The following is a 20,048-nucleotide window of genomic DNA, read 5'->3' as shown; positions in this document are numbered from 1 at the left end:
AAGCTTGTTTTTCAGAACGAGGCGATTATCCCCTAACCTATTGGCTTGATCAAGCCTTAATCTTAATAACTGTGTAATCACTAGTTTAGTTGCACAATACTTATGCAAATTCAACCAATATGCATTACATCAACTCGCTAAGTGAACGCCTTGATTCGATTTCTTTGTATAATTATTTGTAATCAAGCTTATGCCCGCCAAAGTTGTTCTCAATCGCTACTCTCAATTAGGCAAAGATTAACTTAAGCTAAGTTAAGGACAAAATTTTGGTTTTAACTGCTTGTGAATGACATTCATTATTTACTCCCAAAGGAATAGTCAGATCTTAGTCACAACTCTACACTTATTTCGATGAGTAACTTGCAAAGGTTAGCTAATATGAAAATTGAATAAAATCCGCACACTGTTAACCCTTAGTGAATTGCGCGATAACTAAAAAATGCAGGGAATAGATGATGAAAACAATTACCGTTCGTCCCGTAACAAAAGCGGTGCTAAGTGCAGGGCTAATCGCTTTGGCACTATCAGGCTGTGGAGGCAGCGATGGTGCCAATGGTGAAGATGGCCCAGATGGCATTATCGGTGTCAGCATTGACAGCGCATCAACACTAAAAGCCACAATGACAGATGCAACGGTGACAGACGGTAAAGTCAACGTCACTTTTAGCCTCAAAAACGGCAATGGTGTAGCTGTACTTGGGTTAACAAAAGATCATGATCTTCGCTTCGGTATTGCACAATTAACGCCTGTTACCGAAATGGTCGGTGACACACAAGTCGATCGCGGCTATCAATGGCAGTCTTATATTAATGTGTTAAAACAGCCGAATACCAGTACGATCCCCGATGGCGAAACCAATATAGCCCCCTCAGCTCAATACCAAGCAGAAGTAGAAGCCGCTTCTGCTTGCGATACTTGCTTTATTGATAATCAAGACGGGACGTATCAATACACATTCCAAACCAATGTTAGCCAAATAACAGAACCATTAACGATTACCTATAATCAAGATAATACCCAGCGTATTACCCTTGAGTTAAAACAACCGCTCATTACTGCAAATGCACATTATGACTTCCAGCCATCTACTGGGTTAACCGAAGATATCGCCTCACGAGATGTGGTTTCAATTGAGGCCTGTTATACCTGTCACCAACCAGATAGTCTTGAATTACACGGTGGCCGCAGAATTGATCTTGAAAACTGCGCATCGTGCCACACGGCTACATCTGGGGATCCAGAAACCGGCAACAGTGTTGACTTTGGCTACATGATCCACGCTATCCATAAAGGCCAAGACCGCGTAACACATACCGCAACAACGGAAGAAGCTGCGCCGTATAAAGTCATTGGTTATGGCGGTGGTGTACATGATTATGGCAATGTGATGTATCCACAAAAACCTGCTGCTGATTGCAGTGCATGTCACGTTGAAGGCGCTAATGCCCCTCAAGATGCCGCATTATTTAACGCCAATAAAAGCGACACAGCTTGTATTGCTTGTCATACAGAATCAGCCTCTGAACATCATGTTGGTTTAAGTACACAATGTACTTCATGTCATATTGAAGAAGGTTACGCTCGCAGTGCAAAAGAAGCTCACGGCGATGTGATGAAGGCCTATAACGAAACCCAAACCATGAATGTCGTCTTTAGCGATACTACCGTTACTGCTGAAGGCAAATTTAGTACGACCGTTAAATTTACCGATGCATCGGCAAATGTCATTGCTGCTGAATTTGTCGACACTGGCAGTCGCATCGTGATGGCATGGGACAGCAACATAGATTACCCAGCTTATAACGATGCCAGTTACAGCAACAGACGTATTAAACTCAGTGAAGGGATTGCAAACGCAGACAATAGTTGGACCTTAGTGTGGAATAACGTCACGCTACCCACTGACTATGTGGGTAAAACGTTTGAACTTTGGTCAGCGGTAACCGCGTGTTACAACAATGGCGGCTATGGTCGCCCAGAAGTGAAGTTAACCGCATGCTCTGCCGATGATGTGAGAAAAGTTGAAATAAAAAGCAGTGCATATCATTTTGTCATGGCGGCAGCGGCAGTAAATACTAGCCAAACCGCGGCATCTCGCCGAAACATAATCGATACAACAACTTGTCAAGGATGTCACAACCAAGAAGTATATCACTATGACAATGGCGTCAACTGCCAAACTTGCCATACCTCGGATAAAACGCTAAAAACTGATGCAACCTATCCAGGCGGTAAAAAATCGACCAGCTTTGCGTTTAAAGCACACAGTGCTGAAGGTCACTATCTTAAATATGCGGGTGTTGAATCAGGTACAGTGTTAAAGACTGACTGTAAAACATGTCACACCACTGACGGCATAACGCTAGGCCGTGCAGAAGATAGAGTATGGCGATACGCTGATACCGAAACAGGTGCTGATGTTTGGGTGTCATCTGACACTGGTGCATGCTTAAGCTGTCACCAAAAGTACATTACTGATGCCACCGTGTCGCACATTGAAACCAATGGCGGTATTACTGACGGCATGAGTGAAGATGATGTGCGCACACGTTCAGCAGAAATGTGTTCAACCTGTCACACACCAACACGTATTAATGAAAGCCACGGCTTTTAACGCCAATACACGATAATCTGTCGTAATGATTAAAAGACCCTAGCTTTTGCCTAGGGTCTTTTTATATTACGAACAATTAATATGCTTTAAGTCCGTATTTTATATACCTCTTTATTAATAGCCTGATCACCATCACACAATTGCGTTCGCTTTACAGACGTCTTGTTGTTTGTAAAGTAATCTTGGTACTGGGAAACCTTATTCCAACATCAACTTAACTGAATTAGATATTGCAGAACATACTGCCAGTAAGTTAGATGGATGACCTTTGCAGGGAAAAGATGATGAATATAACACACACAAAAATTGCATTATTACTTGCTATGTCAGCATCAATGACACTGGTAGGTTGTGGCGGCGGCAGTGACGGCGAACCAGGTAACCCTGGCAATCCAGGTGGTGAGCCAGCGGTAACCATTCAAGTGCTTAACCTTGATATTACCGATGTGACCTACCAAGACAACAAGCCAACAGTCACTGTATTTGCGACCAATGAAAATGATCTGCCTATCGCAGGATTATCAGCATTAGAAGTCAAAAAAGTGGTTCAGTTAATTCCTGCCGGTGCTAGCGGTGCAGGTAATTCAGCCCAATGGCAATACATAGGTTCGGAAAAAACGTTTACCGATTTAGGCAACGGCAAATACACTTTTACCGTGAATGTTGAAGGGTTTAATCCAGAGCTCACACAACGTTACAATGTCATATCAAGCGCATCAACACTCCTTGATGGCGTCTCAACATCACCCAGAGCTGAAATCACAGAAGACTTTGACGGTGAAGGCTATAGTGCTAAATACACCAAAAATATTGTTAGCGATGCCACCTGTAATACTTGCCACGTAAAAGGCGAAAGCATTTATCACAGCTATACCGACTTAACGACCTGTGTAAGTTGTCACACCAACGAAATGGCAATCGAAAAAGACAAAGTACAAGTCGACTTTAGCCACCTTATACATAACGTTCATAACAACGCAAAAATGTACGGACGTAATCTCGATAAAAGCGCAGAAGCCGCGCACGCAATCGTGCAAGACAACTGTACAACGTGCCATGTTGAGTCAGAACAATTAACTGAATGGAATAACTGGACACGCATTCCAACCATGGAAGCGTGTAGCAGCTGTCATACCGACATTGACTTTAAAACAGGCCAAGGCCACCCGCAACAAGTTGATAACTCAAACTGTATCGCTTGTCATAATGCAAGCTGGACCGAAACCTTACATACCTCAGCCTTTGGCGAGAAAAAAGCCTTTATCAACCAATATGGTATGAGTGCGACATTGGTCGCCAATAAAGCCACAGCAGAAGATAAGTCAGCCACGTTATCAGTAACCATGTTAGACGCTGCTGGCGCAGCAATTGATGCAACTTCACTTGTGAGCAAAATCCAACGTCTTGAAACCATCACTAACGTTGGGCCAAACTTCCCTATCATGGGGTACAACGCCAGCCCAGGCAGTGGACTTGCTAAAGTGAGTAAAGACTTTATTAAAGTGGGTCTGTTGCAAACTGATGTAACCATTGCAGATGGCAAACTAGTTTACAGCATCGCATCGCTACCTTTTGGTAGTGGTGATACCGACACAGCCTTTAGCTTTATTGGCCTAGAAATGTGTAACGACGGGAGCCAAGCAATCGATTGTGCCGATGGCGTCGCCACCACCAGCATGAAAGCAGAACTTGCCCATGCAACCTACTCAGGTAATGCCCCTAGTTACCGTCATATCGACTCAGTTAATTTTGCTTCTTGTGAAAGCTGCCACGGAGAAACCTTTGAACTGCATAAAGGTTATCATGCTGGGTTTATCATGACTGAACAATTGGGCCGTGAGCTAAACGGTGAAATGACCGTAGGTGTGGATGGATGTGTCACTTGTCATACACCAGACGGAACCTATGCTTCTGGCGCAAACCAAGGCGCACTTGAAATGAAACTTCACAGTGTACATGGCGAGCAAGGTATTATTAAAGACTGTACTCAATGTCACGACGACTTCAACCTAGATGCATTTAAAGTGAAAGGTGCCCTTGCCACTTCAGCGGGCTTATACACCACACCTATCACAGCAACATGTGCATCTTGTCATGGCTTTGATGAAATCTCGCAACATGCAACCAGCCAGGGCGCTATTGTCAACGGAAGCTACCAAGAAGCAAACGATGCTGCGCAGTTAGAAACTTGTTTCTACTGCCACGCACCTAGCATTGAAAATCACACTCAAGTAAAACTGTAATCTGTTCATTGAGAGAGAAGCCAGGCTTCTCTCTCAAGCTGTGACATACATTATCAGACTGTTGATCATCACAATGGACAAATTAGGAAGTCTACTTATGAAGACCACAAACCAAATTAATACCCTACTACTCGCCCTACTTTGCTTGACGGCATCAACCGTATTTTTGTCAAATCAAGTACACGCAGCAAAGTGGGATGCCACCATGACACCGGCTGAAGTTGAAGCCACACTCGATAAAAAGTTCGCCGAAGGAAAATACTCCCCTAAAGGCGCAGACTCATGTTTAATGTGTCATAAAAAATCAGAAAAAGTCATGGACCTCTTTAAAGGTGTCCATGGTGCAATTGACTCATCAAAAAGCCCAATGGCAGGCCTACAGTGTGAAGCGTGCCACGGCCCATTAGGCACCCACAATCGTGGCGGCAAAGAGCCGATGATTACCTTTGGCCCGAACTCAAGCCTCGCAGCGGATAAGCAAAACAGCGTTTGTATGAGTTGTCACAATGACGACAAACGCATGACATGGGAAAGCAGCCATCATGCAAATGCAGACGTAGCCTGTGCTTCTTGTCACAGCGTTCATGCCGCGCACGACCCTGTATTATCAAAGCAAACCGAAATGGACGTTTGTACCAGCTGTCACACTAAACAAAAAGCCGACATGAACAAACGGACAAGTCATCCTATGAAATGGAACCAAATGACCTGTAGCGATTGTCATAATGCCCATGGCAGCTTAAGTGATGCAGATCTTGTTCAACCTACTGTTAACGAAACTTGCTATACCTGCCATGCAGAGAAGCGCGGCCCAAAGCTGTGGGAGCATGCACCCGTGACAGAAAATTGCGCAAATTGCCATAACCCTCACGGGTCGGTTAATGATGCAATGTTAAAAACGCGTGCTCCACAATTATGCCAGCAATGTCACTCAGGCGACGGCCACACAAGTAGTGCCTACCTTGGCAACACCGATATGGGTTCAACAGTAACTGGCAATGCATTTACTGGCGGACGAAGCTGCTTAAACTGTCATAGCCAAGTCCATGGATCAAACCATCCATCGGGCAAGTTATTGCAGCGCTAAGGAGATAACGACATGAAAACAAAATTAAACATCATCACCTTAGCGTTATTATCAAGTTGTAGTTTTGGCTTATTCGCACAAGGCTATGGCTTAATGAATGCAAAAACAGACAGCGTTAAATTCGATGCCTGGCAATGTAAAGGTTGCGTGGTTGAAACTGGCACAACAGGTTACGTCGAAGCAGGCATAGCCTATAACGGCGAAGATGATATTCAATCTGCCAATGCATTCAATAGCAGTAACCAAGTAGCAGGCAAAGTAGACGCGGATATTCGCTATAAAGGCGAAACAGGTTATCAAGCGAATGTTGAGGCTCACAATCTCGGTATGGATAATGGCCGTATCGATATCGATGTCGGTAAACAAAGCGTATATAACATCAATGTTAACTACCGCTCTTTTGCCCACTATCAATCAAACAGTGCGTTAAGCCCATATCAAAATATTGGCAGTGATTACCTATCACTGCCAGACAATTGGGTCACAGCAGGCTCAAGCCCTGACATGCCAATGCTCTACAGTAGCTTAAATCCTGTAGAACTATCATTAACGCGTGACCGTACAGGGCTTGGGTTTGAATACCAGACAGAATCGCTGTTTACCACTTATGTGAATTTTCAACGTGAAGAGAAAACCGGTACTAAAACCACATCAGGCAGTTTTTATAACCAGTCTATGATGTTGGCAGAGCCTGTCGATTACACCACCGACATCCTCAATGCGGGCATTAAGCTTCGCGGAGACAATTGGTTTACCAGCGTAAATTACACTGGCTCAGTGTTTAAAAATGACAATAATCAACTCGGTTTTGACAGCGCATTTAATCCAACGTTTGGCGCACAAACGACGGGCTATATTGCACTAGATCCTGATAACGAAGCCCACACAGTGTCTTTATTAGGTCAATATAATATGGCCATGACGAACCTAAGTGGTCGCTTACTGATTGGGCAAATGACGCAAGATCAAACACTCACGACTATAGGTTACGGATACCCACTCCCCGCAAACAGTATTGATGCAAAAGTGGATATCACCGGCGCGACCTTAAAGGCGGTGACACGACTTAACCGCGCTTGGCATGTCAGTGGCAGTTATGACTACAACGACCGAGATAATAAAACTCAAATCGAACAATGGACCCAAATCAGTATCAACGATGTCACCGGAGAAGCTGCGTACAACACGCCGTATGATCTCACCACTCACCGCGCCAAATTATCAAGTGACTATCGTATTACCCACGGTATAAAGCTTGATGGCGGTTACGACTTTAAGCGCGAAGAGCGTAGCTATCAAGACCGTGAAACCACCGATGAAGACACCTTATGGGCGCGGGTCAATGTTAACAGCTTTGACATGTGGAATATGTGGTTAAAAGGCAGCGTGAGCCAGCGTGACGGTTCACAATACAACGCATCGATGTCATCGTCATCAGAGCAAAATGCACTATTACGTCGTTACTATCTTGCCGATCGTGACCGCAGCCAACTAGAAGCACGTTTCAGCCACACGCCATTAACCGATTTAACCGTCGACTTTGGTGCGCGCTACGCATTAGACGATTACACTGAGACCGACATTGGTCTCACCAAATCAACAGACACTTATTACGATATTAATCTGCATTACATGGTCAATGCTGATCTATCGCTAAATGCATTTTACAATCATCAAATCATTGAATCTGAACAATCAGGCAGTTCAAGTTTTAGCGTCGCCAACTGGCAAGCTGACATTGAAGACACCATTGATTATGTCGGTGCAGGGATGAGTTACAGCAACTTAATGGACAGCCGACTAAAACTGGGCCTAGATTATTCCTACTCTGATTCAGACAGTACCACTCAAGTGAGCCAGGGGATCACCGGCGATTACGGCGATTACTTTGCTAAAGTGCATAACATCAATCTATATGGCCAATATCAAGCCACAGACAATATGAGCATTCGTGTTGACTACAAAATGGAAAAATACCTTGATAACGACGACGCCAACGACCTCAACCCAGACACCATCTGGAACGTAGTCAGCTTTGGCAATGTAGACCATGATTACACTGCACATATGATTATGCTGAGCATGCGCTATAGCTTATAAAGACTTATAAACGATAGTGTTAACGATAGTGTTAACGATTAAATGCCAACATCTTTATGTTGGCATTTTTATATTGTGGACAAAAAACTTGCAACACCACCACATTTAACATTACATTAACAAGGTGAATACCTTGTGATTGAAATTTGGGCAAAAGGATGTTGCCCACATTTTATTGTTATTTACCCTGCCTCTCCCTCCTCAAATGCATTTTTTAACATTGACTGCCACTATCAACACACATAAGTTATCATGATCTCAATGGCGGCGTTATTGCCACACACGATGGAAGTTCGAGGGGATCATGCTTCAAATTGATACAGATATTGCGGGTAAAATTGTCGACCGCACAATGAAAATAATTGGCCACAATATCAATGTCATGAACGCACAAGCTGTCATTCTCGGTTCAGGTGAAAAGCACCGTATCGGCACCATTCATGAAGGCGCTTTACTTGCCATTAGCCAAAACCGTAACGTCGAAATAAATCACACCATTGCCGCTAATTTACAAGGCGTAAAACCTGGTTTAAACCTTCCCCTGCACTACCAGGGGCAAGTTGTTGGCGCAATTGGCATCACTGGCGAGCCTGACACTTTAAGCCATTATGGCGAATTACTTAAAATGACGGCTGAAATGATTGTCGAGCAAGCTAACTTGCAAGAGCAGCTACAGTGGCAAAATCGCCAAAAAGAAGAGTTTATTTCACAGCTTATTCTTGCGAGCGAAGCAGAACTGCCGTCACTAAAACAGTGGGCATTGCAATTAGGTATTGATTTATCCGTACCACGAGTTGCAGCCATCATTGAACTCGACAGCCATAACGCGGCTTTCCAGCAAGACAATCAAGCACTCAAACAAGTGATGTACTTGCTGCAACACCCCATGCGTGACAATTTAATCGCTATGACATCGCTCACTCAATTAGTGATCCTTAAACCGGCATTTCTAGACGGCAAGCAATTTGACCCCGAACTTGAAAGCCAGCGCATCGATAAATTACTCAAACGCCTGCCAGCAAACATGCAATTGCGTTTACATATTGCATTAGGCCATTATTTTAGTGGTGATTTAGGCATTACACACTCTTACCGTACAGCCCAAGAAACCCTCGACATTGGCAAAAAATACCACCCAGAAAAAAGCAAATACCTTTATCAAGACTACAGCTTACCGGTGTTACTTTCGGGCTTACGTCATCACTGGCGAGGTAATGCACTTGCAGCGCCTTATCAAAAGTTAATTGAAGCTGACAATAATCAACAATTACAAAAAACCTTAGCGGCATATTTACAGCACATGGGTGACTTACAAGCGTGTGCCAACAGCTTGTTTATCCATAGAAACACCCTTCGTTATCGCCTTGATAAAATTCAAAACGTGACCAATATTGATTTGCATAATTTCAATGGCTTACTCAGTTTGTACCTCGGGCAACTTATCCATCAGCCAGAATAAATTAACCAGCACAATGAATTGTGCATATGCACAACAAACAAAACAAACTACCTACGCAGTTAATGCAAATGAACAAAGCAATTTTGGCCTAATGATTTACTATTGTTGAGTGTTTTTACCCTCAAACAATAATAATGAGTAACCTATGGGCTTAATATTGATCCTACTCGGCGTTATCGCGTTTATCGTGGTTGCCACCTCCAAATTTAAACTACATCCGTTCTTAACCTTAATCTTAGCGTCATTTATTGCCGCTTTTGCTTACGGCCTGCCAAGCCAAGAAATTGCCAAAACCATCACTAACGGTTTTGGAGGCATTCTTGGTTACATTGGTTTGGTGATTGTCTTGGGGACAATTATTGGAACCATTTTAGAAAAAAGTGGCGCGGCCATTACCATGGCAGAAGTAGTCATTAAGCTTTTTGGACAACGCTTTCCAACCTTAACCATGTCGATTATCGGCTACCTGGTATCAATCCCGGTTTTTTGCGACTCAGGCTTCGTGATTTTAAATTCGTTAAAGCAATCAATGGCCCACCGTATGAAGGTGTCTAACGTGGCAATGAGTGTTGCGTTAGCGACGGGGCTTTATGCAACCCATACATTTGTACCGCCAACGCCAGGGCCAATTGCCGCTGCAGGCAACTTAGGCCTAGAGTCACAATTAGGCTTAGTCATTGCTGTCGGTGTCTTTGTGGCCGCTATCGCTGCATTTGCAGGCATGCTTTGGGCTAATCGCTTTAAAAACGAAGAACCTGACGGTGAAGGCGCAGAAGAGTTAATTCAACAACTTGATCAACTCGATGACCTTAAAAATGCATACGGTAAATTACCAAGCCCAACTAAAGCATTTGCGCCGATTTTTGTACCCATTGCGTTGATTTGTTTAGGCTCTATCGCCAGCTTCCCGTCAAAACCACTTGGCGAAGAAGGCATATTTTCAATATTGGTGTTTTTAGGTCAACCGGTTAATGCCTTAATGATTGGTTTGCTGCTGTCTTTATCACTTTTAAAAAGTGATAAAAAAATTGCCGAGTTCAGTGAGCGGATCAGTCAAGGTTTAGTGGTTGCTGCACCTATTTTACTGATCACGGGTGCCGGTGGCGCATTTGGCGCAGTGTTAAAAGCAACAGAAATTGGCGCATTCCTTGGCAGCAGTTTATCGGCATTAGGCGTCGGGATATTTATGCCCTTTATCGTCGCCAGTGCATTAAAGTCAGCACAAGGTTCATCAACGGTAGCTTTAGTGGCCACTTCAGCATTGGTCGCACCATTATTGGGTGATATCGGTCTTGATTCTGAAATGGGCCGCGTACTAACAGTGATGGCAATTGGCGCTGGCGCAATGACAGTATCGCATGCTAATGACAGCTTCTTTTGGGTTGTCACCCAGTTTAGCCGCATGAGTGTTAAGCAAGCTTACCGCGCACAAACGGCAGCTACATTAATCCAAGGTGTCACCGCCATGATTACTGTGTACCTCCTCAGTTTATTTTTACTGTAAATTATCAGGGCCATATATGAAAATCGTAATTGCACCAGACTCGTTTAAAGAAAGCCTTAGTGCACTTGAAGTGGCAAACGCTATTGAGCAAGGGTTTAAGCATATTTTCCCCGATGCGCAATATTGTAAAGTTCCCATGGCTGATGGTGGCGAAGGAACAGTACAAGCTATGGTGGATGCAACCGGTGGACATATAATAGAACGTCGCGTTACAGGGCCGTTAGGCACTCCGGTAAAGGCATTTTATGGCATTCTTGGACAACCTGATGCAAACGGTCAGCATACTGCCGTCATTGAGATGGCGGCAGCATCAGGCCTTCATTTAGTGCCACCAACACAACGAAACCCGCTATTGACCACCAGTTTTGGTGTCGGCGAATTAATCGCCGATGCACTTAATCAGGGGATCAGGCACATCATTTTAGGCTTAGGTGGCAGCGCGACCAATGATGCTGGCGCCGGCATGATGCAAGCGCTTGGTGCAAAACTCACTGATATTGCAGGGACCAATATTAAATTGGGTGGTGCAGCACTTGCGACATTGCACAGTATAGATATTCAATCACTGCACCCAAATATCAGTGATTGCACAATAGAAGTCGCCTGTGATGTAGACAATCCATTATGTGGGCCTCGAGGGGCTAGTGCCATTTTTGGTCCACAAAAAGGGGCAAGTCCTGCCATGGTAGAACAACTCGACCAGGCATTAGCCCACTTTGCCAATGTGATTAACCGTCAACACACACCACAGATTACATTGGATTGTGAACATCAAGCTGGAGCGGGCGCGGCGGGTGGAATGGGATTTGGCGTAATGGCACTTTTAGCCGCGACCTTAAAACCTGGAGTTGAAATTGTCACCCAAAGCGTTGAGTTGGCAAAACATTGTCAAGATGCAGATTTAGTCATTACAGGCGAAGGGCGTATTGATGCTCAAACTGTCTATGGCAAAACCCCAATGGGTGTGCTCAATGTGGCCAAAAGATACAACGTGCCCACAATTGCGATAGCCGGCTGCTTAGGTGATAACGCTGATGCGATTATTCAACATGGAATGAAAGCCATCTTCCCTATTATTCCTGCGGTACAATCTTTAGAACAAGTCTTGTCTGATGCTCAGGTAAACCTAACCAATACGGCGCAGAATATTGCCGCGGTATGGTCGCTCTCATTCAAGCAAAACTAAGTGTAAAGTGAGCCACCACCAGCGCCTAATACTCAATCGTGTTAGGCGCTTTTTAATGCGTAAGTAGTATAAATACTTGAAGCTAAGCAAGGCTTACAGTAAAGTTAGCACCCTCTTTTCGTCCTGTAGACATAGCGCGTATTTTAACGCATTGATCATCGTCTATAGGATGCAGTTCTCACCACTACGGCAAGCACAATGACCTCAAAAATTCCGCGTCAAGCACAGGCTTCAGCAGACAGTTTATTGCGGATTTTTACCGCACCTGAAGATGCTTCATCGACGCTAAGCATTATTGAACAGAGGTTATCGCAAGACTTAGCCGGATTTTTAGGCAATAGCATTGCGGCATTAGAAAAACCGTTATCAGAAATCGAAACTGACTTTAATGCCCATCAAATTCCAGTAGACCCCACTTTTGTGTCTGACTACGCTGACGAAATCATGCGTAATTTAGTGGCCCACTCCGTTCATACTGCGGCGCCGAGCTTTATTGGTCACATGACCTCAGCCCTGCCATATTTTGTACTGCCGTTGTCTAAAATGATGGTCGGATTGAATCAAAACTTAGTTAAAATTGAAACATCCAAAGCTTTTACCCCGCTAGAGCGTCAGGTGTTAGGCATGATGCACCACCTCATTTATCAACAACCAAGTCACTTTTATGACCAATGGATGCACAGCGCTAATCATTCCTTGGGTGCATTTTGCTCTGGTGGCACTGTCGCAAACATCACCGCATTATGGATTGCCCGTAACCGATTGCTCAAACCGCAAGATGACTTTAAAGGCATCACCCGCGAAGGCATGCCAAAAGCGCTGCGGTTTTATGGATTTGATGATTTAGCCATTTTAGTGTCTGAGCGTGGCCATTACTCTCTTGGTAAAACCGCTGACTTACTCGGTATTGGTCGCGACAACATTGTGAGTATCCCAACTGATCATGACAATAAAGTCGACGTTGAGGCAATGCGCGCAGCCGCTAAAAAATTAGCGACACAAAATATTAAAGTGATGGCCATTGTCGGCGTTGCAGGCACAACCGAAACCGGCAATGTCGACCCATTGACAGAACTGGCTCAACTTGCGGCAGAATTACAATGCCATTTCCACGTTGATGCTGCTTGGGGCGGCGCAAGCCTATTGTCGAACAAATACCGCCATTTACTCAAAGGCATAGAACTTGCTGACTCGGTCACCATTGATGCTCATAAACAGATGTATGTGCCAATGGGGGCCGGCATGGTGATGTTTAAAGATCCTGAGCTAGCACAAGCCATTGTGCATCATGCTGAATATATTTTACGTGTGGGCTCTAAGGATTTAGGCAGCCAAACACTAGAGGGCTCTCGCCCAGGCATGGCTATGCTAGTACATGCGTGTCTGCAAATTATTGGTCGCGACGGTTATGAGATTTTAATTAATAACAGCCTAGAAAAAGCCCATTATTTTGCATCGATTATTGAGCAACACCCAGAGTTTGAATTAGTGACCAAACCTGAGTTGTGTTTACTCACTTATCGATATATTCCCAGCACAGTTCAGCAGTTACTTAACGAAGCAGTAGCAAGCAATAACGAGCCTTTGGTTCGTAAAATCAATGAGCTTCTCGACGGCTTAACCCAATTTATTCAAAAGCATCAACGTGAACAAGGTAAGTCATTTGTCTCTCGTACCCGTATTAAACCAGCCAAATATTTCAGGCAGCACACCACAGTTTTTAGAGTGGTATTAGCTAACCCTCTCACAAACGAGCAAATATTGCATGACGTGTTGACTGAACAAGTTGAGATAGCCGCGTTGGACAATGAATTTTTACCACAAATCATGGCATTAATGAATTAAGCTGAGTGAGCTGAGTGAGCTGAGTGAGCTGAGTGAGCTGCAACTTAAAAAAGCCTATTTACTATTGAAAAATCAACAGTAAATAGGCGTTATCAACCAAAGTCATTTGCAAACCACATGTAAAAAGATCAACGCTTAAAAAGTGAACACCTCTACAGACTTGTTCAATTGCGCAGAAATACCTTTTAACTCAGTCGCGGTATGGCTGTTACTTTGTGCACTATCAAACGTGTCTTTTGCCAAATCATTAATCGCCACAATACTTTGATTAATTTCTGCCGCTACATGGGTTTGTTCTTCAGCAGCGGTGGCAATTTGGTTATTCATATCTAAAATCAACGACACTGACTGCAATATAGCTACTAATGCTTCGTTTGCACTGGCAGAACGCGCCGCAGTACTTTGGGCATTTTTCATATTCACTTGCATCAAACTCACCGACTCTTTTGCTTCAGTCTGCAATTTGCTGATCATATCTTGAATTTCACGAGTACTTTCTTTAGTACGATTAGCCAAGTTTCTGACTTCATCTGCCACCACAGCAAAACCACGACCATGCTCACCCGCTCGCGCCGCTTCAATAGCAGCATTAAGCGCTAAAAGATTGGTTTGTTCCGAAATGCTATCAATCACTTCCAAAATGCCGCCAATGCGCTGAGTTTCTTGCTCAAGTCGAGTCGTTACTGATACCACTTTATCTAACCCGCCCACTAGGATGGTAATTTCAGTATTCATTTCATTCACGATTTGGATACCGCCTTCTGACGACTTTTGCGCTTCATCTGCGGCCGTCGACGCCTGTAAAGCATTACGAGCAACTTCATCGACAGTAACCGTCATTTCATTCATGGCGGTCGACGTTTGCTCTAACTGCAACATTTGTGATTCCGAACTTTGACTCACATTTGATGCTGCTGAAAACATTTTATCTGAAGATTTCATTAACTCAGTACTTGCGCTATTTATGCGCTGCAGTGTGGAGGTGAGTTGCTTCACCATCACTAACGTAGCAGCGTACACGCCGGTTTCATCGCCAGTTCCAATCCCTGCAGCAGATAAATCCCCTTTAGCGACTCGTTTAACAATTTCTTCAATATCGGTTGGTTCACCACCAATTGGGCGGTACATAAGCCGTGTCACTAATACATACGTTAGCGCCAATGACGCCAATAATGCCAACACAGCAATACCTACGCTCAGTATTAAGTTGGTTGTTGATGCGGCATTAATATTCTGCCAACGATCCCAAGACCATACACTCCAACCTAAGGCGGCTAACTTAGCATTGAGTGCAAAGTAATCCACGCCAGCCTGTTGGTAATTTATCCCTGTTGAATCACTGTTTTTAAATGGGGTAAAATCAGGTTGTACATCGAATAAGTTTTTACCAATCTGGTCTGGATACTTAGAAGCTAAAATAAATCCATCTTCTCGGCTCACATACAACTGGCCACTTTCAGACAATCCAGCAATGAAATCGGTAATCGATTGCACTCCAATATTAACGCACAATACCGCTATTGTTTTTCCTCCACGGATAACAGGAACGGCAACCGCCATTACTGGTGTTCCGGTACTACTAATATAAGGAGTAGTGACAATGTATTGTTCACCAGCAAAAGCCCTGACATACCATTCACGCTTAAGCTCTACTGCATTAAAGTTTGGAATTACGCCATTAGGTAAATACGTTTCACCATTTTCCAGGCCAATATAGGCTTCTAACACACCGAGATCTTTCTCTACATGAGCCAACTGTAGCTTAATTTCATCAATATTAAGTTGCCCCTCATCTATTGGCATATTTGCAGCGACTAACGACAAGCTGTCAAAGTAACGTAGCATTCTTTGTTCTAATGCATCCGCGATCAGATGAGCTTCATTACCTAATTTTTCACTGTAATCATGTACAGATGATGCTTTAAAATTTAAGTAACTCACGGTAGTGATCAATACAATTACGGCAGCAAATAAACCACCAATAAAGCTGACCAACTTGAATTTTGCGCTCATTGCCACTCCTAAATTATTGTCATACTTTGAATCATAGTTATTTTTGAGTAATTGATCTTTTTGAGTAATTGAACTTTTGAGCCATGTTATTAACAGATATAGCAACTTAATATGTATAACTATAAGCCACTGTGGAGATTTGGTGAGACTTTATAAAGTGACTAAATACTTTATCGGTTCAAAACCATAAAATTAAATAGCTGCACGGCATAAATATGCCGAAAACAGTATTCATCAAAAAGACATGCGAAAAATCAGGAGCGAATAGATCCCAGATAGCGCTATAACTATAGTCAGTCGTCGTATCATTGATTTGAGAGTCAGCAATTATTTAAAACAGGCTTGAGTAACCTTGAGAGCAAAAATCTTCTGCCAGACCTGCACGATTAATGGCCAGCAAACTAAATCATTAACATAAATGTTGAGTGATGCAGACAAATCAGAAGCTGCGGAGCTATCTATTTAAGCGAGCTCAGGGTTTCGCTTAAATCACATCTATAAAATACTCCATAAACTCTAATTTAGTTGACTGTCTGTCCGGCCCAAACATTACGAAGCAAGGTATTGAATCCATAAAAGACTTTTAAAATCTTTCCCATATCAACGATCATTAACATCCAAATCAATGAATCACCGACTGAGGTAGACAACTGGTTTAAAGATGAAGCCAGTATGAGTAAACAAATTACCACCATCAGGATTGCTCCAGAGAAAGCAGCGAGTAAATTTGCGATCTGATCAATAAGAACATCATATTAGGCGTAAACTAGAGGCGAGTTGGCAGGGTCAGAACGGAGGAACAAGGGTGCAAGACGACGAAACTACGTGATCTCATGACCAACGTAAATGATGCCGCAGTGCAAATATAAATATTTACTCTGTTCTTACTAAATTCTGATTGTTAAAAAGACTACCCTATGTAGATTATAGGTAAGAAAAAATACCCTATTATGTAGTATTCTAGAGCAAAAAGACTGGCTGGATCCTCAAGCAAATAATGCATTTGTTAATTAAACCAGCTTGATAAGTATCATAATTCACTTTACTACGAGTAACGTCATGATTAATCAGCTACAAGAAAAATATCAACTGTCGTTATTGTTGCTACTCAGTGCTGTCGCTGTGTTAGGCGTTTCCCCATTTGTAGTGATACGTTATTTGGCTGGAAACTTCACGGCGACTATCATTGATACAATACTTATCCTAGGGATTATATCTTTAGTCACATACGCGTATTACTCGAAAAAAATCCGAATGGTAAGTGCGGTGATAGCAGTATTTATTAATGCAGGTGTTGTCATCATCGCAATCGCTAACGGAGTCGATAGTTTTTTGTGGGTTTACCCCGTCTTCGCAAGCACTTTCATTTTGGTAAAGCCAGTTGAAGCCTTTTGTATAAATATTATCGCCGGTATTTCGGTAGTTGAACTATCTGATATTTTTAACACTATTTCAGAGGACTCTTTCATTATAACAACGTCAATGTTGTCATTAAGTGCCTTCGTTTATGCCAGCCATGGGTTAAAGCAATTTCGTTTACTTGAAACACTTAATACGGTGGACGTATTAACGGGTGCCTTTAATCGTCGAGCAATGAGTTCAGATTTGAAAGTCGCTCTGGCTAACGCCGAGCATAACGATATTAAATATTTTTTGGTCATACTAGATTTAGATTATTTCAAAAAAGTTAATGATAAATTTGGCCATGCTGTTGGTGACAAAATACTGCAAGACTTTGTCACCATTACCACATCGAATATTCGTAAATATGACAAACTTTACCGATTTGGTGGGGAAGAGTTTGTACTCTTAATTCCCGAGAATAACGATAGACAACATACGTTTTTTGATGACCTTCGCACAACGATTAAAAAGGAGTTAACAACACCAGATGGTGAAGAGGTAACGGTGTCATTTGGTGTTGCTCATTGGGTACCAGGTACAACCGAAGACACTTGGTTGCAACGTGCCGATGAAGCACTTTATCAAGCTAAAGCAAAAGGTCGTGATTGCGCAGTTTTTAGCCACAAATAGTGTTATTAACGCATAACGGTGAGATGTCATTATTCACAAAAACTTCCCCGTCAAACAAGACGTTATTTAGCATTTTGGTTAACTTGTATTTTATTTAATTCTTGAGACAACATGTTTTCCATAGCGTCGTGTTGCGGCAACTTTTTTTCAAGGATATCAACGAGTTCATTATATTTTGGCGAACCACCTAATTGTGGCAATATTATCGTGAAAAAGACTAAGAAAATAGCCAGATAGGTAAACTGTTCATGAGGCAAAACACCAAACAACATGGCGATTAAAAGGCCAACTAATATCATGAATAACACGGGCTGCATCCACTTACTTTTATTACGTGATGTCATAGCAGCTTTAATCACTGCGATTTCCTTTTGAGACATATCCATTATCAAATATCCTTAAAAAATGCGTTAACACTTATTCGTAAGGCGGTTTTCAAAACATCAATCACCTATAGGATTAGATCGATATCCCATCTACATTCTGCTATAACGTTTTACAAAAATAAAATACATTAGAGCTTTATGCTGGCTCACGAAGCAATACATCAATACCAGTCGCCAGCCAAAATGATTAACAGATTGAACCGTATGATCTGATGACACCTTATTTTAACAAACCAGTGCGTTAATACTCTGCTTTAAATTCTTTGCAGTTAGCTTATTTTCTTTGTCGCTTTTTTCGCCGTAAGTCACGGGCCATGGCGTCTGTCGTTGGGTATTTTGGTAACACTAACCATAAAACAACATAAACGAATATTGGAATAGCAAAAAATAGGCTAGTTAACAAAAATACTAACCTGATGCTGTTTTTTCGCAAATGATAATACTCTGCAATGCCCGAGCAAACGCCAGCAATAATTGCAGATTCGCCACGAGTTAGCACTTTTATATTATCTAGACTTTCCAAGCCGTTGATTTCCTCTTGGTCTGGTGTAACGAAGCATCATGACGTTAGTAACCGTAGGCCATAAAATTAACGCTACGGTGCTTAATGCTCTGACTATTTGTTAAGTTTCCTCTTTGATTTTGTTAGCATATTTACCAAAGACTTTACCTGTGGTGGCCCATACCATCACGCCGCCCCAGGCGATAAAAGACAGACCTGCTGGGATACAAGCCAATAGAATGTATTTGAAGTGTTTTCTATTAAAAATTAACGAAAGAAGTGCTGGAAGAAACCAAAGAATAAGCCCGCCTATCACTAACGCAGCCATAAACATATAGTTGTCACTTGCCAACATTTTATCTATAAAATCCATTTACTTAATCCTTTTTAAAATTGATAAATCTTACTCATATTTAGACATAACGCAGCAAAGAGAAAATCGTCATCTGCTCGTTTTGTTAGCTCTTTGCCATGCACGTTCACATTGAAATTACACCAATATAAATAACAACTCGGTAACATTACAATAGTCATTGCTGAATATGCAACTAAAACAGGCACAAGGCATTGTTTAACATTTAGATACTGAAAGTAAAAAGGAAAGTGCAAATACACGGTACAAAACGATCATCCTGAAAAAAGGTTACTTGTTATTTAATTTCGTACTTTATCCAACGCCCCGCAAACGGCATTAACGCCTTGAATCGCTCTTGGGGTTGCACGGTGCAGTAAGTCTGCATCGAACTGATATATATGCTGGTTTTTTACTGCGGGAAGTTCTGGCCAATCGGCCAGTTCAATTTAGTGGCATCAGGGTAAACATTTATAAAAACAGTTCAAAATTTGTCCCTTAAGCTAATTTCTGTCGGATAGGCGACACCTGTTACCAAGTGCCGCCCTCCTAAGAACCGTACGTGCAACTTTCACTGCATACGGCTCAAGCCTCCGCTAAGGCGTGTTCTGTTACCCAGCACCCTATATCGCAGCCAAGACGGGTTCGAACCATGAGTTTCTACCTTCCTTTGCCCGCTTGCGCGTACCTAAGTAAGCTGCATATTCGGGGTCGTAAGGTGT

The 20,048-nt window shown here is 42.7% G+C and carries 13 protein-coding genes and 1 pseudogene; 9 read left to right on the top strand and 5 right to left on the bottom strand.

Features of this window, described 5'->3' with window-relative positions:
- Positions 1 to 452 precede the first annotated feature (452 nt).
- The 8 genes from ACROAE_RS18765 to panP all read left to right on the top strand — a co-directional run bounded on the left by ACROAE_RS18765 (position 453) and on the right by panP (position 14,039).
- Positions 453 to 2,615 carry an OmcA/MtrC family decaheme c-type cytochrome gene (locus tag ACROAE_RS18765; protein WP_432405092.1) on the top strand — a complete coding sequence of 721 codons (2,163 nt, stop codon included), beginning with the start codon at positions 453 to 455 and terminating at the stop codon, positions 2,613 to 2,615.
- Positions 2,616 to 2,896: 281 nt separating this feature from the next.
- Positions 2,897 to 4,858, top strand: a complete 1,962-nt coding sequence (locus ACROAE_RS18760; RefSeq protein WP_432405089.1) for an OmcA/MtrC family decaheme c-type cytochrome — start codon at positions 2,897 to 2,899, stop codon at positions 4,856 to 4,858.
- 97 nt (positions 4,859 to 4,955) lie between these two features.
- Positions 4,956 to 5,945 (top strand): DmsE family decaheme c-type cytochrome, encoded by a 990-nt coding sequence (locus ACROAE_RS18755; protein WP_432405086.1) that lies wholly within the window; start codon positions 4,956 to 4,958, stop codon positions 5,943 to 5,945.
- 12 nt (positions 5,946 to 5,957) lie between these two features.
- Positions 5,958 to 8,045 (top strand): MtrB/PioB family decaheme-associated outer membrane protein, encoded by a 2,088-nt coding sequence (locus ACROAE_RS18750; protein ID WP_432405083.1) that lies wholly within the window; start codon positions 5,958 to 5,960, stop codon positions 8,043 to 8,045.
- 304 nt (positions 8,046 to 8,349) lie between these two features.
- Entirely contained in the window at positions 8,350 to 9,504 is a 1,155-nt protein-coding gene (locus ACROAE_RS18745) for a sugar diacid recognition domain-containing protein (RefSeq protein ID WP_432405080.1), read from the top strand.
- Positions 9,505 to 9,649: 145 nt separating this feature from the next.
- The gene (locus ACROAE_RS18740) at positions 9,650 to 11,008 is read left to right on the top strand and encodes a GntP family permease (RefSeq protein ID WP_432405077.1); all 1,359 of its coding nucleotides are present in this window, start codon (positions 9,650 to 9,652) and stop codon (positions 11,006 to 11,008) included.
- Between the two features lie 16 nt (positions 11,009 to 11,024).
- On the top strand, positions 11,025 to 12,194 hold the full coding sequence (locus tag ACROAE_RS18735; RefSeq protein WP_432405074.1) for a glycerate kinase: 1,170 nt from the start codon (positions 11,025 to 11,027) through the stop codon (positions 12,192 to 12,194).
- A gap of 198 nt (positions 12,195 to 12,392) precedes the next feature.
- Positions 12,393 to 14,039, top strand: a complete 1,647-nt coding sequence (gene panP / locus ACROAE_RS18730; protein ID WP_432405071.1) for a pyridoxal-dependent aspartate 1-decarboxylase PanP — start codon at positions 12,393 to 12,395, stop codon at positions 14,037 to 14,039.
- A gap of 135 nt (positions 14,040 to 14,174) precedes the next feature.
- Here panP and ACROAE_RS18725 read toward each other — a convergent pair whose 3' ends face one another.
- On the bottom strand, positions 14,175 to 16,052 hold the full coding sequence (locus ACROAE_RS18725; RefSeq protein ID WP_432405068.1) for a methyl-accepting chemotaxis protein: 1,878 nt from the start codon (positions 16,050 to 16,052) through the stop codon (positions 14,175 to 14,177).
- A 1,059-nt stretch (positions 16,053 to 17,111) separates the two neighbouring features.
- Here ACROAE_RS18725 and ACROAE_RS18720 point away from each other — a divergent pair.
- Complete coding sequence (locus ACROAE_RS18720; RefSeq protein ID WP_432405065.1) at positions 17,112 to 18,086, top strand: GGDEF domain-containing protein; 975 nt, start codon at positions 17,112 to 17,114, stop codon at positions 18,084 to 18,086.
- A 62-nt stretch (positions 18,087 to 18,148) separates the two neighbouring features.
- Here ACROAE_RS18720 and ACROAE_RS18715 read toward each other — a convergent pair whose 3' ends face one another.
- The 4 genes and pseudogenes from ACROAE_RS18715 to ACROAE_RS18700 all read right to left on the bottom strand — a co-directional run.
- Positions 18,149 to 18,472, bottom strand: coding sequence for a hypothetical protein (locus ACROAE_RS18715; protein ID WP_432405059.1), 324 nt, complete (start codon positions 18,470 to 18,472; stop codon positions 18,149 to 18,151).
- A gap of 274 nt (positions 18,473 to 18,746) precedes the next feature.
- Positions 18,747 to 18,971 (bottom strand): PspC domain-containing protein, encoded by a 225-nt coding sequence (locus ACROAE_RS18710; protein WP_432405169.1) that lies wholly within the window; start codon positions 18,969 to 18,971, stop codon positions 18,747 to 18,749.
- Positions 18,972 to 19,095: 124 nt separating this feature from the next.
- On the bottom strand, positions 19,096 to 19,347 hold the full coding sequence (locus ACROAE_RS18705) for a superinfection immunity protein (protein ID WP_432405056.1): 252 nt from the start codon (positions 19,345 to 19,347) through the stop codon (positions 19,096 to 19,098).
- Positions 19,348 to 19,628: 281 nt separating this feature from the next.
- Positions 19,629 to 19,763, bottom strand: a pseudogene (locus ACROAE_RS18700) (cobalamin-binding protein); the annotation flags it as partial.
- Positions 19,764 to 20,048: the final 285 nt, after the last annotated feature.

It is taken from the genome of Shewanella sp. MF05960 (assembly GCF_050849305.1).
GTDB lineage: Bacteria > Pseudomonadota > Gammaproteobacteria > Enterobacterales > Shewanellaceae > Shewanella.
The sequence above is the reverse complement of the archived record's forward strand: the minus strand, read 5'-3'. Positions and strand labels throughout refer to the sequence as shown.

Bases quoted from the DNA above. Each gene is read 5' to 3' on its own strand.
- ACROAE_RS18715 (WP_432405059.1), bottom strand. From the start codon at position 18,472: ATGGATATGTCTCAAAAGGAAATCGCAGTGATTAAAGCTGCTATGACA.
- ACROAE_RS18765 (WP_432405092.1), top strand. From the start codon at position 453: ATGATGAAAACAATTACCGTTCGTCCCGTAACAAAAGCGGTGCTAAGT.
- panP (WP_432405071.1), top strand. From the start codon at position 12,393: ATGACCTCAAAAATTCCGCGTCAAGCACAGGCTTCAGCAGACAGTTTA.
- ACROAE_RS18760 (WP_432405089.1), top strand. From the start codon at position 2,897: ATGATGAATATAACACACACAAAAATTGCATTATTACTTGCTATGTCA.
- ACROAE_RS18705 (WP_432405056.1), bottom strand. From the start codon at position 19,347: ATGGATTTTATAGATAAAATGTTGGCAAGTGACAACTATATGTTTATG.
- ACROAE_RS18720 (WP_432405065.1), top strand. From the start codon at position 17,112: ATGATTAATCAGCTACAAGAAAAATATCAACTGTCGTTATTGTTGCTA.
- ACROAE_RS18750 (WP_432405083.1), top strand. From the start codon at position 5,958: ATGAAAACAAAATTAAACATCATCACCTTAGCGTTATTATCAAGTTGT.
- ACROAE_RS18755 (WP_432405086.1), top strand. From the start codon at position 4,956: ATGAAGACCACAAACCAAATTAATACCCTACTACTCGCCCTACTTTGC.
- ACROAE_RS18735 (WP_432405074.1), top strand. From the start codon at position 11,025: ATGAAAATCGTAATTGCACCAGACTCGTTTAAAGAAAGCCTTAGTGCA.
- ACROAE_RS18745 (WP_432405080.1), top strand. From the start codon at position 8,350: ATGCTTCAAATTGATACAGATATTGCGGGTAAAATTGTCGACCGCACA.
- ACROAE_RS18725 (WP_432405068.1), bottom strand. From the start codon at position 16,052: ATGAGCGCAAAATTCAAGTTGGTCAGCTTTATTGGTGGTTTATTTGCT.
- ACROAE_RS18740 (WP_432405077.1), top strand. From the start codon at position 9,650: ATGGGCTTAATATTGATCCTACTCGGCGTTATCGCGTTTATCGTGGTT.